The 15282-nt window shown below is 51.1% G+C and carries 12 protein-coding genes; 9 read left to right on the top strand and 3 right to left on the bottom strand.

The window, feature by feature from the left end; all coding sequences use genetic code 11:
• Nucleotides 1–200: 200 nt before the first annotated feature.
• A complete protein-coding gene (locus ACMYSP_RS10950; RefSeq protein WP_434586782.1) occupies nucleotides 201–2468 on the top strand; it encodes a TonB-dependent siderophore receptor in 2268 nt (755 codons plus the stop codon).
• Between the two features lie 78 nt (nucleotides 2469–2546).
• Here the strand turns inward: ACMYSP_RS10950 and ACMYSP_RS10945 are convergent, their stop codons facing one another.
• A complete protein-coding gene (locus tag ACMYSP_RS10945) occupies nucleotides 2547–2897 on the bottom strand; it encodes a helix-turn-helix transcriptional regulator (protein WP_434586780.1) in 351 nt (116 codons plus the stop codon).
• Between the two features lie 598 nt (nucleotides 2898–3495).
• On the opposite strand from ACMYSP_RS10945, the gene bamA reads away from it, so the two are divergent.
• Together bamA and iraM are read left to right on the top strand one after the other, a co-directional pair.
• Nucleotides 3496–5919, top strand: a complete 2424-nt coding sequence (bamA, locus tag ACMYSP_RS10940; RefSeq protein WP_434586778.1) for an outer membrane protein assembly factor BamA — start codon at nucleotides 3496–3498, stop codon at nucleotides 5917–5919.
• 289 nt (nucleotides 5920–6208) lie between these two features.
• The gene (gene iraM, locus ACMYSP_RS10935) at nucleotides 6209–6559 is read left to right on the top strand and encodes an anti-adapter protein IraM (RefSeq protein WP_434586776.1); all 351 of its coding nucleotides are present in this window, start codon (nucleotides 6209–6211) and stop codon (nucleotides 6557–6559) included.
• A gap of 11 nt (nucleotides 6560–6570) precedes the next feature.
• Here iraM and ACMYSP_RS10930 read toward each other — a convergent pair whose 3' ends face one another.
• Nucleotides 6571–7053 carry a hypothetical protein gene (locus ACMYSP_RS10930; protein ID WP_434586774.1) on the bottom strand — a complete coding sequence of 161 codons (483 nt, stop codon included), beginning with the start codon at nucleotides 7051–7053 and terminating at the stop codon, nucleotides 6571–6573.
• Nucleotides 7054–7059: 6 nt separating this feature from the next.
• A complete protein-coding gene (locus ACMYSP_RS10925) occupies nucleotides 7060–7899 on the bottom strand; it encodes a winged helix-turn-helix domain-containing protein (RefSeq protein ID WP_434586772.1) in 840 nt (279 codons plus the stop codon).
• Nucleotides 7900–8356: 457 nt separating this feature from the next.
• Here ACMYSP_RS10925 and ACMYSP_RS10920 point away from each other — a divergent pair, with 457 nt between their 5' ends.
• The 6 genes from ACMYSP_RS10920 to ACMYSP_RS10895 all read left to right on the top strand — a co-directional run bounded on the left by ACMYSP_RS10920 (nucleotide 8357) and on the right by ACMYSP_RS10895 (nucleotide 15269).
• On the top strand, nucleotides 8357–8932 hold the full coding sequence (locus ACMYSP_RS10920) for a LuxR C-terminal-related transcriptional regulator (protein WP_434586770.1): 576 nt from the start codon (nucleotides 8357–8359) through the stop codon (nucleotides 8930–8932).
• 174 nt (nucleotides 8933–9106) lie between these two features.
• The gene (gene ecpA, locus ACMYSP_RS10915) at nucleotides 9107–9691 is read left to right on the top strand and encodes a common pilus major fimbrillin subunit EcpA (protein ID WP_434586769.1); all 585 of its coding nucleotides are present in this window, start codon (nucleotides 9107–9109) and stop codon (nucleotides 9689–9691) included.
• Between the two features lie 59 nt (nucleotides 9692–9750).
• Nucleotides 9751–10419 (top strand): hypothetical protein, encoded by a 669-nt coding sequence (locus tag ACMYSP_RS10910; protein WP_434586768.1) that lies wholly within the window; start codon nucleotides 9751–9753, stop codon nucleotides 10417–10419.
• Between the two features lie 24 nt (nucleotides 10420–10443).
• Nucleotides 10444–12969: a CS1-pili formation C-terminal domain-containing protein gene (locus ACMYSP_RS10905; RefSeq protein WP_434586767.1), complete on the top strand. Its 2526-nt coding sequence runs from the start codon at nucleotides 10444–10446 to the stop codon at nucleotides 12967–12969.
• Nucleotides 12959–14602 carry a fimbrial adhesin EcpD gene (gene ecpD, locus ACMYSP_RS10900; RefSeq protein ID WP_434586766.1) on the top strand — a complete coding sequence of 548 codons (1644 nt, stop codon included), beginning with the start codon at nucleotides 12959–12961 and terminating at the stop codon, nucleotides 14600–14602. The genes ACMYSP_RS10905 and ecpD overlap by 11 nt, the downstream gene beginning before the upstream one ends.
• Nucleotides 14571–15269: a fimbria/pilus periplasmic chaperone gene (locus tag ACMYSP_RS10895; RefSeq protein ID WP_434586765.1), complete on the top strand. Its 699-nt coding sequence runs from the start codon at nucleotides 14571–14573 to the stop codon at nucleotides 15267–15269. The genes ecpD and ACMYSP_RS10895 overlap by 32 nt, the downstream gene beginning before the upstream one ends.
• Nucleotides 15270–15282 lie beyond the last annotated feature (13 nt).

The following is a 15282-nucleotide window of genomic DNA, read 5'->3' as shown; positions in this document are numbered from 1 at the left end:
AACGCGTATTTCTTCATTTTTGATAAGGCGAAAATTTATATTCTGGCCGCAGGCTATTGCTATCCCGTTCTTTGACCGGGAGGGGCTTCGCTACGCCAGAACCAGGCAGTCAGTGCTACGCATGGAAATGATGACCGTTATTTATCTGAATGATGGAAGTGCCGCGCCCCGGCAGCAACAAAGAAAACAGGGCATATTTCATGAAACAATACTCGAACTACTCGTTGGCCGTGCTCATTCACGCGGCTCTCTGGGGAGTGGTGTTACCTGCGCAAGCCGCTGATAGCAGCACCTCAAAAGAGACGAAAACCGCCAGTACCTCCACCGCTGCGCAAGAGAACGAAGAGACCATGGTGGTCACCGCCGCCAAACAAACCTTACAGGCCCCTGGCGTATCAACGCTGACCGCCGATGAGATCCGCAAACACCCGCCCGCCCGCGATATTTCAGAACTTATTCGTACCCAGCCAGGGGTGAACCTCACCGGTAACTCAACCAGCGGCCAGCGTGGCAACAACCGACAAATCGATATTCGCGGCATGGGGCCCGAAAATACCTTAATTCTGATCGACGGTAAGCCGGTCACCAGCCGCAACTCGGTGCGCTATGGCTGGCGTGGCGATCGGGATACCCGCGGCGATACCGGCTGGGTGCCGGCGGAGATGATCGATCACATTGACGTCGTGCGCGGCCCTGCAGCGGCACGCTATGGCAACGGCGCCATGGGTGGGGTGGTGAATATCATCACTAAACCGGTGAATAACGAATGGCATGGTTCCTGGAACACCTACATGAACGCGCCTCAGCATCGTAAAGAGGGGGCGACCAAACGCACCAACTTCAGCCTTGAAGGACCGATGTCGGACAGCGTCAGTTTTAATTTATGGGGCAACCTGAGCAAGACCCAGGCCGATGCCCAGGATATTAACTCTGGTCATGAGGCCGATCGTACCGGTAGCTATGCCGGTTCTTACCCGGCCGGACGTGAAGGGGTGGTGAATAAGGATATCCACGGTAAGGTGCGCTGGGAATTTGCGCCGATGCAGGCGCTGGAATTCGAAACCGGCTACAGCCGCCAGGGCAACCTCTATGCGGGGGATACGCAAAACACCAATACCAGTACCCTGGTGAAAAGCATGTACGGTAAAGAGACCAACCGGATTTACCGACAGACCTACGGCATCACCTGGACCGGCGGTTGGGATAACGGCGTGACCAGTAACAGCTATGCGCAGTACGAACATACCCGCAACTCGCGAATGAATGAAGGGCTGGCGGGGGGCACCGAAGGGATCTTCTCCAGTAACGAATTCTCGGATATCGATCTCGCGGATGTCCTGTTGCACAGCGAGGTCAACATACCGTTTACGCTGGGGTTCGAGCAGAACCTGACGCTGGGTACTGAATGGAACCAGCAGCGTATGAAAGATGGCACCTCGACGTCGCAGTCGCTCTCTTACGGCTCAATCGACGGCATTTCGACGTCCGGTCGTACGCCTTACAGCAGCGCTGAAATTTTCTCGCTGTTTACCGAAGACAATATCGCGCTGACCGATAGCACTATGCTGACGCCGGCCCTGCGCTTCGACCACCACAGTATCGTCGGCAATAACTGGAGCCCATCGCTGAACTTGTCGCAGGGGCTGAGTGATGACTGGACCCTGAAGCTGGGTATTGCTCGCGCCTATAAAGCGCCAAACCTCTATCAGCTCAACCCTAACTACATTCTGTACAGCAACGGACAGGGGTGCTACGCCAGCAGTTCTGCCTGCTATCTGATGGGTAACAGCGACCTGAAGGCCGAGACCAGCGTCAACAAAGAGATCGGTATTGAGTATAAGCACGAAGGCTATCAGGCCGGGATCACCTGGTTCCGTAACGACTACCACAATAAAATTGAGTCCGGGTATTCGGCCGTCGGTACGGCCAGCAACGGGACAACCAATATCTACCAGTGGGAGAACGTTCCTAAAGCGCTGGTTGAAGGGCTGGAAGGCTCGTTGAATGTGCCGGTAGGCGAAACGGTTAACTGGAGCAACAACCTGACCTGGATGCTGCAAAGCAAAAACAAGACCACCGGCGATCGACTGTCGGTGATCCCGGAGTTTACGCTTAACTCGACGCTGAGCTGGCAGGTTCGCGAGGACTTCTCGCTGCAAAGCACCTTTACCTGGTACGGACGCCAGAAACCAAAACGCTTCAATTACAAAGGTGAAGCGGTGTCGGGTAGCGAGTTGAACGAGCTGAGCCCGTACAGCATCGTCGGGCTGAGCGGGACCTGGGATGTGAACAAAAACCTGAGTCTGACCAGCGGTATCGATAACCTCTTTGATATTCGCCACTATCGTGCCGGGAATGCGCAAACCACCGGGAACGCCACCACTGGAGCCTATTTATACGGTGCCGGTGCCGAAACCTATAATGAGTCCGGGCGAACGTTCTATGTCAGCGTAAATACCCATTTCTAACCGTTGAGCGACAGGCCGGGAGTGTGACAGCTCCCGGCCTGTTATTTTCATCCTCGAATGCTTCATCCACAGGTGACATCAGGATTGCATACAAATATGCCGGCGAAATTGTGTCGGGGTCACCGAATAATACTTTTTAAATGTCCGGTTAAATGCACTAAGGTCTTCATATCCGGACATAATGCAAATATCCACAATCCGGAAAGCAGGTTGTCTTTGTAATAAATCCCGGCATAACAACATCCGCTGCTGCCGAATATACTCCATCGGCGACATGTTAAAGTGATGACGGAACAGGCGGAAAAGGTGCCACTCTGAGTACCCGGAAAATGCGCTTAGCGCGTTCACGGTGAGTTTTTTCTCGAGGTTGTTTTTTATCCAGCGTACAAGCTCGTTCAGTACGGACTGCTGGATCTCATTTTTACGCATGATGCATGCTCATTCGGGAGTGCGGCCCCTGCGCCACACGGTAAGCGACGGCAGGTAGCCTGGTAAATGCCTCACCTTCCCTGGTAAGGCGCCACTACTTTTCTATTAGATACAACAATTGGCTTGTTGTGATGCTCCCATTAGCCTCTGACACTCTATTCTGTGAATTTGAGGAAAATATGAAGGATTCATACCAATTATCTCTTTTATATACTGTGGGTACCGCCATGGCTTCTGCATAATTTATTCAAGATCTCTTCATTTTAATTTCGGTTTTTCAGGGTAAATTGCCCCTGTTCCTGGTTTATTCCAGAGGGCATCATTCCTAACAAGATCTTTTCCCCCTTTCATCCCAATTTGAAAGGGGGCTTTTTATTTTATAAATTACAAAAGTCATAGTGATATTTATTCTGTCTGCAAGATGTTGCTCTGACTGCTTCAGTAGAACGAAGTTCCGTTAAATTTAATTTTTTTCACCATTCACTAACATCCATTTTTTCTCCATTGTTTCACCATAATGAAGTGTAATTCTGCGCCGTGCTTACGCAAATCCCAGCAGAATTCTGCTATCGCCAAATATCTCTTAGACAAAACGTCCATGCTAAAGAAAACTAATATTATTGTCGGGTTATTACTTTCGCCATTTACGCTTTACGCATCAACCACCTACACCGTTGATGATATTCGTTTTGAGGGGTTGCAGCGCGTGACTGTCGGTGCGGCGCTCTTAAGCATGCCGATCCATACCGGGGAACCGGTCTCTAATGATGATATTAGCGAGTCGGTGCGTGCGTTATATGCCAGCGGTAACTTTGAGAATGTGCAGATCCTGCGCGATGGCAGCACGCTGGTGGTGCAGCTGAAGGAGCGACCGACGATTGCGAAACTCAGCTTTTCAGGAAACAAATCGGTAAAAGATGACGCCCTGAAAGATAACCTGTCAGCCAGCGGCATTACCGAGGGCAGCGCGCTGGATCGCAACGCGATCAGCGAAATAGAAAAAGGGCTGCAGGATTTCTACTACAGCGTCGGGAAATACAGCGCTCAGGTCCATGCGGTCGTCACACCACTGCCGCGTAATCGTGTCGATTTAAAATTTGTGTTTCAGGAAGGGATCTCCGCGACGATTGCCCAGATTAATATCATTGGCAACAACGCGTTCTCTGAGGAGACGCTGCTGGATCACCTTCAGTTGCGGGACCATATTCCATGGTGGAACGTGGTCGGCGACAAGAAATACCAGAAGCAAAAAATGGAAGCCGATCTCGAAGCCCTGCGCAGCTATTATCTCGATCGCGGCTATGCACGCTTTACCATTAATTCCAGCCAGGTCAGCATCACCCCGGATAAAAAATCACTGTACCTCACGATCAATATTTCCGAAGGCGAACGCTATAAGGTCACTCGCACCGTCGTCAGTGGTGAGATGGCCACCCATGGTCAGGAAATCGAAGCGTTAGCGCAGCCTTTGTCCGGCACATGGTATAGCGGGGCAGGTATTACCGGCGTTGAAAATAGTATCAAAAAACGCTTTGGCAAATACGGCTATGCCTGGCCGCAGGTGACGACCCGTCCGGAAATCGATGATGCCCAAAAGAGCGTGATCCTGCACATTAATGTGGATGCCGGGCGCCGCTATTCCGTACGCCAGATCCGTTTCACCGGGAATGACACCTCTCGCGACGCCGTTCTGCGTCGTGAGATGCGGCAAATGGAAGGCTCATGGTTGAACGACGAGAAAGTCCAGCAGGGGAAAGAGCGGCTGGATCGCACGGGCTACTTTGAGACGGTAGAGAAAGACATCGTACCGGTTTCCGGCAGTCCGGATCAGGTCGACGTGGTCTATAAAGTGAAGGAGCGCAATACCGGTTCGTTTAACGTCGGTCTGGGTTACGGAACCGATAGCGGTATCAGCTATCAGCTTGGCGTGACCCAGGATAACTGGCTGGGCACCGGCAACAGCGTCACGTTTAACGGGACGCGCAGCAGCTATCAGTCCTACCTTGAACTGGGCGTGACCGATCCCTACTTTACCGTGGATGGCGTGAGTCTCGGCGGTAAAGTCTTCTACAACAGCTATGATGCGTCCGATGCGGATACCGGGAGTTATAACCAGCAAAGCTATGGGCTGGGCGGCAATCTCGGCTTCCCCATTAGCGAAAATAACTCGCTAAGCCTGGGCCTGGACTATGTCCATAACAAGCTGACCAATATGGAACCGGAGCTGACAACGTGGAATTACCTGAATTCACGCGGTATTTATCCGGATGTTGTGACCAAAGACGGCAACAGCGGTGCCGAGTATAGCGCCAACGACTTCTTTGCCAGCCTGGGCTGGAGTTATAACGATCTCGATCGCGGCTTCTTCCCGCGATCCGGGAATAAAAGCAGCCTGAGCGGAAAAGTTACCGTGCCGGGATCCGATAACAGCTATTACAAAATCACCCTCGATAGCACACAGTATGTACCGTTTGATGAGGGGAAAAACTGGGTCTGGATGGAGCATCTGAAAGCGGGTTATGCCGGCGGCCTGAACGGGAAGACGGTGCCGTTTTACGACAGTTTCTACGCCGGCGGCTCGACCTCGGTGCGTGGCTTCTCTTCCAACACCATTGGCCCGAAAGCGGCTTACTATCGCTGTAATGGTACGGAAAGCAGCTATAGCAACTGCCCGTTGGACAGCTCTTCTGATGCCGTGGGTGGTAATGCCATGGTCGTACTGAACAGTGAGTTTATTGTTCCGACACCGTTTATCAACGATAAATATGCCGACAGCTTACGCACCTCGCTGTTTGTCGATGCGGGCACGGTATGGAGTACGACGTGGAAAAATACCGCCCAGACAGAGGCGGCCGGACTCGGGGATTATAGCGATCCGATGCATATCCGGATGTCTGCGGGTATTGCGGTGCAGTGGATGTCACCATTAGGCCCGTTGGTATTCTCGTGGGCTGAACCCTTCAAAAAATACAGTGGTGATGAGACCGAGCAATTTCAGTTTAACATCGGCAAGACCTGGTAAAGCGGTTCCGGTGACGCAGTGGGTCAGGGAAGGCCCATTGTCTCCTGTTATGACCGCCATGTGCTGACAGAACCTTGTTTGTAAATATATACCCGGTAGTTTGTCTTATTATGTCTACATCCCTTTTGCCCCTACGTATTTTATATTAGAACGCTTACCCCGCATTAAGTAGACTAGCTTTACGGTCACTTGTTTTTCATCACAATAATGGCCTGCGCACTTGCGGTTAAATATCATGTTTGCTATCACTATTGTTATGCTGTTTAAAATGGCAACCTAAGGATGCAATATGAAATGGACGGTTCAGAACACGATCATCTGCCCACATTCTGGTGTGGCATTTTCGAGTATCTCTGGCTTACGCTTTTTAAAATTTATCATATGGTATGAAGCGGATATTTTATTGCTACCGGGTGAATCCATGAAACTGTATTCATCGAAGGTGTTAGTTAATGATAAATATCACTATATCAATATTTATAATATCTCAACCTATAGCCATGCACAGTGGGAAACGCTGCGTGAACGGCCATCTTGCCCCTATGAATTCGGGGCGACGATGCGTGATGGCTGTTGCTATCAGCAACATTGTGCGGTCAAACGATGCCCGGGAAGTTTACAATATCAGCCACAGTGTTAACGGGGATAATATTAGCGGTTCGGGGTCTCGCAGATAAAATAGGGCGTATTGGTTGACATAAACAACCATGAGCCATTTTTTATTTTAATAATCCTGATGATAAAGCTGTCTTCGTTCTTTATTCCAGTAAAAAATGGTGGCAGGATCTCATCGAATTTATGATCGGCTAATGGTATTTGTGAGCGAATATCCTCACCCCTATTTTTAAAAATGTAGATGTCATTTTTATCCTTGGTGTAAGAGATATGTTTTCTGATACTGATGTTATCTACTACATCACCATTTTTTCCTGTGAAGGTCATCAACCCATCTCCCTTGCTGGCAAAGAAAGTGACCGAGAAGACGAATCTCTCATTGCCATTGATAATAGACAGGGCGGATGTACAGTTAATGGTGTCATCGTTGTCTGGCGAATACAGGTAATAGCAGGCAATACTTATTGCCATGATGAGAACGCCGCTGCTGATGATTTTTATTATTTTTCGTGTTTTCATGGTCTGTTATTTTAAGTAGTAGTCGGAGATGCAGAACGATTTTTTGTTAGATGCGATGGGGTATCGACAGGAGATCACCGAGGTCCTGCTCGAAGGATAGTGATTGGTCATATAAAAAACCTGGCCATCTGAGCACGTAATCTGATGCGCTTTAAGAAAATCGAGATAGAACGCATCAAACCGCAAATCTTCATTACGGTAGATCTTACAGTTATTCGCCGCACTGATCAGGGTGTATGCGGTGAAAGGTGCATCGCCCGTGGTGTAGTGATCGAAATCGATATGTAATAACACAATCAGCAACGATATTACCCCGGCAAAAATCCAACGAACTTTTTTATTCATCAGCGGTTTGTTGAGAACCGCGAGCATTGCGACAGGTTTGGCGTTGTCACTCGCGGGCACAGGAATCGACGTGGGGGCGATCTCATCGTGACTATTATGTGCCGTTATCAACGCCTGCGGGTCATGAGATGTGTCGCTAGCAGTTTTATCATTATTAACTTCCTCCTGAACCAAAATACTGGCCTCGTCAGCAATCATAAACCCCCGCTTGGGAATGGTTTGAATCAGCGTACCATTCACCTCGAGACGATTTAACGATTTACGCAGCAAAGATATATTTTGATGTAGGGTATTTGGTGTAACGTTCATCCCCCTTTCTCCCCAGGCATTTTGCAGCAGCTCGGCCTGGGTGACAATTCTACCCTTATGTTTAATTAATAAATAAAAGCAAAGACTTGCGGGTATTGCCAGAGTGATATGTTTATCGGTCTTTATCGCGTGGAGAGTATGTGCTGCTGGATTAAATTTCAGCACGTTATCGATAACGTAGATAGTATCCATATATATATTTTCTTATTGTGAGAATAGTTACCACTGTGTCATTTATCTGGTGTTTGATGCCAGCGATACTAGCACCAAAGCGTAGATCTGACATTCGTCCATGACTAAGAATATTCTTAATCCAGCAATAGGTATGTTATGGAAATGCTATTAAATGTTAATTTTTGTGATGTTTATTTATGATAATCAATCAGTTATGATTTTACAAAAATACAACAGATGTGAATTTTATGCACTTCATAATTTTATGAGTAATAAAAATTTAGCGTTGCGTTTACTATTTGTGTATCAGAGCTAACGGCCCTACCGTACCAAAATTAATGGTGATGTTTTGTCACTGTTTATAAAAGAAAAGTAAACATACGGACATGAGTATTTGCTCTCCTGGGTGAATAGTTCTCAGATGGATTGTTCAACGGATTATTACCGTACTCAAAGGAATAGAGGCACTGTCATTATGGCTGCATTGATCGTAACCGATAACTATTTCTATTTGCAGGGGCTGTTGAATATTGCCAATGATGACTGTTTTATTGACTGGATCGACAATGTTGATAGCGAGTTTGCACGGCTCCAGTGTCAAAGGTTGAGTGCGGATGACTATGTGATTATCCATTTTTCGCAGATAGATAAAATGCTCTGTGCGTATCGGTTCTATTTATCGAACAGCCCGGCAAAAGTCATCGTGGCGCCCGATGCGAAATTTGTCAGCGATGTTTCTGACATTAATAATATCTGTTTTTTATCGGCAGATGCGAGTGTTAAAACGGTTGACAGTATCCTTAATCTTAACAAGTTTAGAGCCAGAAAAAGAAATCTCACCGAGCGTGAAGAAAAAATAATGGCCTTGATGCTCACCGGAAATGTGACTCATGACGTTTCTGAAATTCTCGGTCTGAGCATTAAAACGGTGAGCTTACACAAAAGCAACACCAGCAATAAGGTTGGATTGTTAAATAATAATACGGTAACGATTTTAGCGTTAATGCGTTTTATATTGCCGGCATCCGGGTGCAATATGGTTTTTATTTGAGTGCCACCATTCTGGTGGTGAGTACATTGTCTTCACTCAGCAGTTAAATGTGTGTATCGAATTAGTTGAACCTCTGCACTTAAGAACGTCAGGTTCTTAAGAGGAAATATTCCATAAAGTACGATGGAACAGTACGGGCGATAAACCGCCTTTTATTATTATCAGGTGATGAATATGAAATTGAAAATGTTAGCAGCAGCGCTGGTTACGACTTTTTGTGTGGGTGCGGTTCAGGCTGCAGATGTTACGGCTCAGGCCATGGCAACCTGGTCAGCAACGGCGAAGAAAGATACTACCAGCAAGCTGGTTGTGACTCCTTTGGGTAGCCTGGCGTTCCAGTATGCCGAAGGGATCAAAGGCTTTAACTCGCAGAAAGGGCTGTTTGATGTCGCGATTGAAGGCGATGCCACAGCGACGGCATTTAAACTGACTTCTCGTCTGGTTACCAACACTCTGACCCAGCTGGATACCTCTGGTTCTACTCTGAATGTCGGCGTTGATTACAACGGTGTAGCGGTCGAGAAATCTGCTGATACCATCATGATTGACACCGCTAACGGTGTGCTGGGCGGCAACCTCAGCGCGCTGGCTAACGGTTACAACCAGGCTGGGCGTGCGACTGCTCAGGATGGTTTTAACTTCTCTATCATCAGCGGCACCACCGATGGTACCACCGCCGTCACCGATTACAGCACGTTGCCAGAAGGGATCTGGAGCGGGGATGTCAGCGTTCAGTTCGACGCGACCTGGACCAGCTGATTCCTCTGTCACACCGGGCAGGGGGGTTTCCCCCTGCTTATTTCACGGACTGAATTCCTATGAAAAACCGCATTCTGGCTCTCAGCCTCTATTTTTGCGCCATCATGCCGGCTCTGGCGCTGGATGTCGGCGATATCTCCTCCTTTATGAACAGCGGCAGCAGCGTGCTCAGCAAAGAGATTAAAAACACCACCGAGAGCGGGCGTCTCATCAATATCCATATTGAACGCCTCTCCTCGCCGCTTGAAGGGGCCAGCGTGATCCCGATGGATACTCAGGACGAAGTGTTACTCACTCCGGCCAGCCTGCTGTTGCCTGCACAGAGCAGCGATGCCATCCGCTTTTTCTACAAGGGACCGGCAGATGATAAAGAACGTTACTACCGCATCGTCTGGTTCGATCAGGCGTTAAGCGATGCGCAGCGTGACAGTACCACCCGCAGCGCGGTTGCCACGGCTTCAGCGCGTATCGGGACCATCCTGGTCGTTGCGCCGCGAAAAGTGAATTTTCAGCATCAGTATGCCAATGGAACGCTGGTGAATACCGGCAATGCCACGCTGCGCATCCTGGCGTATGGCCCCTGCCTGAAGCCGGCAGATGGCAAAGAATGCAAAGAAAACTATTACCTCATGCCCGGTAAAGAGCGCCGTTTCACCCGTGTGAATGTTGCCGATAAAAAAGGACGGGTTGCACTCTGGCAGGGCGAGCAGTTTGTTCCTGTAAAATAACAATTGTGCTGGCGGGATAAGGTTATGCCTTTACGACGGATTTCCCCTGAGCTGAAAATGCTCGTTGCCTATGGTATCGCCATTCTTTGTGTTCCGTTTAGCGTGAATGCCGCCTCTCAGCAGGTGCCGCAAATTGGTGGCGTGGTGATCCCACAGGCATTCCGTCAGGCGTTACAAGACGGGATGAGCATCCCGCTATTTCTGCACCTGGAAGGCAGTCAGGGCACCCGGAACGATCAGCGACTCGGGAGCGCGTTTATCTGGCTGGATAACGGTGCGCTACGTATTCGCCACATTCAGCTGGAGGAGCGTGAAGACAACGCCAGCGTCAACGAGTCTACCCGGAAAATGTTGACCACCCTGGCGAATGAATCTTTTGACGGCGACTTACATATTACGCTCACGGCTGATGCTCAGCTGCAGCTCAGTCTGCGCCAGCTGCTGCTGCAGCTGGTGGTGAAACGTGCCGCACTGGGAACCGTACTCCAGTCGCGTAGCGAAGACATCGGCCAGTCAAGCGTTAACCAAATCAGCAGCAGCCTGACCTACAACCTCGGCGTCTATAACAATCAGATGCGCAACGGCGACAACAGCACGTCCAGCTATCTGTCATTGAATAACGTGAGCTCGCTGCGTGAACACCATATCGTGCTGGATGGCTCGCTGTACGGGGCTGGCACCAGCAGCCAGGATAGCGAAATTTATAAGGCCATGTACGAGCGCGATTTCGCCGGGCATCGTTTTGCCGGCGGGATGCTGGATACGTGGAATTTACAATCTCTGGGACCAATGACCGCTATTTCCGCCGGCAAAATCTATGGCGCCTCGTGGGGAAACCAGGCCAGCTCCACGGTGTTTGATAATTCCCAGTCGGCCACGCCGATCGTCGCGTTCTTACCGGCGGCGGGTGAAGTGCATTTGTCGCGTGAAGGGCGCCTGTTGAGCGTGCAGAACTTTATGATGGGTAACCACGAAGTGGATACCCGGGGACTGCCTTACGGAATTTATGATATTGACGTTGAAGTCATTGTGAATGGTCGGGTGGTGGGTAAACGCACGCAGCGGGTGAATAAATTATTTAGCCGCGGGCGCGGGGCGGGGGCACCATTGGCCTGGCAGCTCTGGGGCGGCAGTTTTCATATGGATCGCTGGTCAGAGAGCGGCAAAAAGAGCAAACCCGCGAAAGAGAGCTGGCTGGCGGGGGCTTCCTCTTCCGGTGCCATCGGGACCTTCAGCTGGGCGGCAACCGGCTACGGCTACGATAACAACGCGGTCGCCGAGACCCGTCTGACGATGCCGTTGACGGAATCAATCAACGTTAACCTGCAAAATATGCTGGCCAGCGATAGCTCCTGGAGCAGCATCGGCAGCATCAGCGCCTCGTTGCCCGGCGGGTTTAGCACGGTCTGGGTGAACCAGGAAAAGACCGTTATCGGCGATAAACTGCGCCGCAGCGATGCCAATAACCGGGCAATTGGCGGGACGCTTAACCTGAACCCGTTATGGTCAAAGCTTGGGACGTTTAGCCTCAGCTACAACGACGACCGCCGCTACCGCAGCCATTACTACACCGCTGATTATTACCAGACCCTCTTTAGCGGCGCTTTCGGCTCGCTGGGCCTGCGTGCAGGTATTCAGCGCTTCAATAACGGCAACAGCAGTAGCAGTACAGGAAAATACGTCGCGCTCGATTTTTCACTGCCGCTGGGCAACTGGTTCAGCGCCGGCATGACCCACCAGAACGGCTACACCATGGCCAACCTTGCTGCACGAAAACAGTTTGATGAAGGGGTCGTACGCACCCTCGGCGCCAATATTTCCCGGGCGATTTCCGGTGATACCGGTGATGACAAAACACTGAGCGGTGGCGCCTATGCCCAGTTTGATACGCGCTATGCCAACGGCACGCTGAATATCAACAGCGGCGCTGACGGCTATGTCAATACCAACCTCACCGCCAACGGTAGCGTCGGCTGGCAGGGGCGCAATATTGCTGCCAGCGGGCGTACCGACGGCAACGCGGGGGTGATTTTCAACACCGGTCTCGATGACGACGGCAAGCTGAGCGCGAAGGTTAACGGGCGGGTGTATCAGCTGAGCGGTAAGCGCAACTACCTGCCGCTTTCCCCGTACGGCCGCTACGACGTTGAGCTGCAGAACAGCAAGAACTCACTCGACAGCTACGACATCGTCAGCAACCGCAAGAGCCGTCTGACGCTCTATCCGGGCAACGTGGCGGTGATCGAGCCGGAAGTGAAACAGATGGTGACCGTTTCCGGACGTATTCGCGCTGAAGACGGCACCCTGCTGGCAAATGCGCATATCAATAACCACATTGGCCGTACGCGCACCGATAGCAGCGGCGGATTTGTGATGGATGTGGATAAAAAATATCCGACGATAGATTTCACCTACGGTAACAACCAGAGCTGTGAGGTTGGACTGAATATCAGCCAGGCGCGCGGTGCGGTTTGGGTAGGCGATGTCGTGTGCGCTGGCCTGAAAACTTACGCCAGCGTGTCGCAGGCAGGAGAAGGACATGAAAGTTAAAGGATTCACGTTGATATGCCTGTGTCTTGTTGCGTGGTATGCGGCACGGGCTGGGGCAGCGGTATCGAAAACAACCTGGGCGGATGCGGCGGCAGTGCAGTATGTGTTCGTGGAAAATAACTCGGATGATAACTTCTTCGTCACGCCGGGCGGTGTGCTGGATCCGCGTATGACCGGTGCCAGTCGCTGGACCGGGCTGAAATATACCGGTAGCGGCACCATCTATCAGCAGAGTCTGGGCTATATCGACAATGGCTATAACACCGGCCTTAACGCCAACTGGCAGTTTGATATGTGGCTGGAAAACTCGCCAGTATCGTATCCCCTGAGCGGGCTGCGCTGCATTAACTGGTATGCCGGTTGCGATATGGGAACCAGCCTGATTTTGCCGCAGGTCACCGACGCCAACGGTTTTTATGGCGCGAAAGTCACCTCTGGCGGGCAAAAATGGATGCACGGCATGATGTCGGACTCGTTCTATCAGTATCTCCAGCAGATGCCGGTGGGCGGCAGCATGTCGATGACCATTAATGCCTGTCAGACCTCTGTCGCCTACGATGCCAGCAGCGGTGCCCGCTGTAAGGACCAGGCATCCGGTGCCTGGTATGTGCGTAAAGTCACCCATACCAAAGCGGCGAGCTTAAAACTCATCAATACACATTCCTTGACTGAAGTGTTTATTAACAGCGATGGGATCCCGACGCTGGGTGAGGGGAACAGTAATTGTCAGGAGCAGACCATCGGTACCCGCAGCGGCCTGAGCTGCAAGATGGTCAATTACACGTTGCAGCATAACGGGCTGAGCAATACCTCGATCCATATCTTCCCGGCGATTAGCAACTCCTCGCTAGCCTCGGCGGTGGGGAGTTACGATATGCAGTTCAGCCTCAACGGCAACAACTGGAAGCCGGTCAGCGGCACCGCTTACTTCTATACCTTTAACGAAATGAAAGCCTCGGATTCGGTCTACATCTTCTTTTCCAGCAACTTCTTTAAGCAGATGGTGGCGCAGGGGATCAGCGATATCAACACCCAGGATCTGTTTAACTTTCGTTTCCAGAACACCACCTCGCCGGAGTCCGGCTGGTATGAGTTTTCCACGTCCAACTCGCTGATTATCAAACCACGTGATTTCAGCATCAGCATTATTTCGGATGAGTACACCAGCTCGCCAACGCGAGAAGGCTATGTCGGGGCAGGGGAACCGGCGCTTGATTTTGGCTATATCGTGACCACCAGCGGCAAAACCGCCGCCGATGAGGTTCTGATTAAAGTGGATGGTCCGGCGCAGTCCATTGCCGGTCGTTCGTACTGCCTTTTTAGTTCGGCAGATGGCACGGCAAAGGTGCCTTTCCCGGCGCAGCTCTCGCTGACCACCCAGAGCGGCGCAGTCAAAACGTACGATGCCGGCTGCGATAGTCGCTGGAACGATATGACGGATGCGCTGTGGCTCGCGACGCCGTGGACGGATGCGTCCGGCGATGTCGGCGTGATGAACAAGACGACGGTTAAATTTTCCATCCCGATGAACGATGCCATCTCATTAAGAACCATTAATGACGAGGGCTGGTTTGGCGAAGTCAGTGCTTCAGGAGAGATTCATGTTCAGGCGACGTGGCGCAATATTAATTAAGCGGCTCAGGGTCGTCGGGTGGTTACTGCTGCTGGGGCTGCCGATGATGAGCCAGGCGATTTCCGTCGGCAACCTGACCTTTTCGTTGGGAGCCGAGGAGCAATTTGTCGCTAAACGGGTTCTGAATAACAATAAGAGCGCGCGGCTGTATCAGGTCTCGGTGGTTGGCATCGACCGTCCTGGCGGCAATGAAGTGCGTTCCCGCCCCGCGGATGGCGAGCTGCTGTTTGCTCCGCGCCAGCTGACGTTACAGGCCGGGCAGGGGGAGTATTTTAAATTTTATTATCATGGCCCGCAGGATAACCGCGAACGTTACTACCGGGTTTCATTTCGCGAAATCCCCACGCGCAATCGCGTCGCGCGCAATGCGGCAGGTGGCACGGTCGGTATCGACCCGGTGGTGGTGATGGAGACCATTCTGGCCGTGCGTCCTCGACAGGTGCAGTTTCGCTGGGCCTTCGATCCCAGCGCGGGAAGTCTCAGTAACAGCGGCAATACCTGGTTTAAGCTGTTGATTAAACCCGGGTGCGACTCAACGGAAGAAGAGGGAGAGGCCTGGTATTTGCGGCCTGGGGATGTGCTTCGCCAGGCGGCACTGCGCCAGCCTGGCAATAAATATATTATCTACAACGATAAATTTATTAAGATATCAAAGGATTGCGAGTAAGCAGCGTCAGCGC

It is taken from the genome of Klebsiella sp. R390 (genome assembly GCF_051131745.1).
Taxonomy (GTDB): Bacteria; Pseudomonadota; Gammaproteobacteria; order Enterobacterales; family Enterobacteriaceae; genus Klebsiella.
Note: the sequence above shows the minus strand (reverse complement) of the source record. Positions and strands in the feature narration are given on the sequence as shown.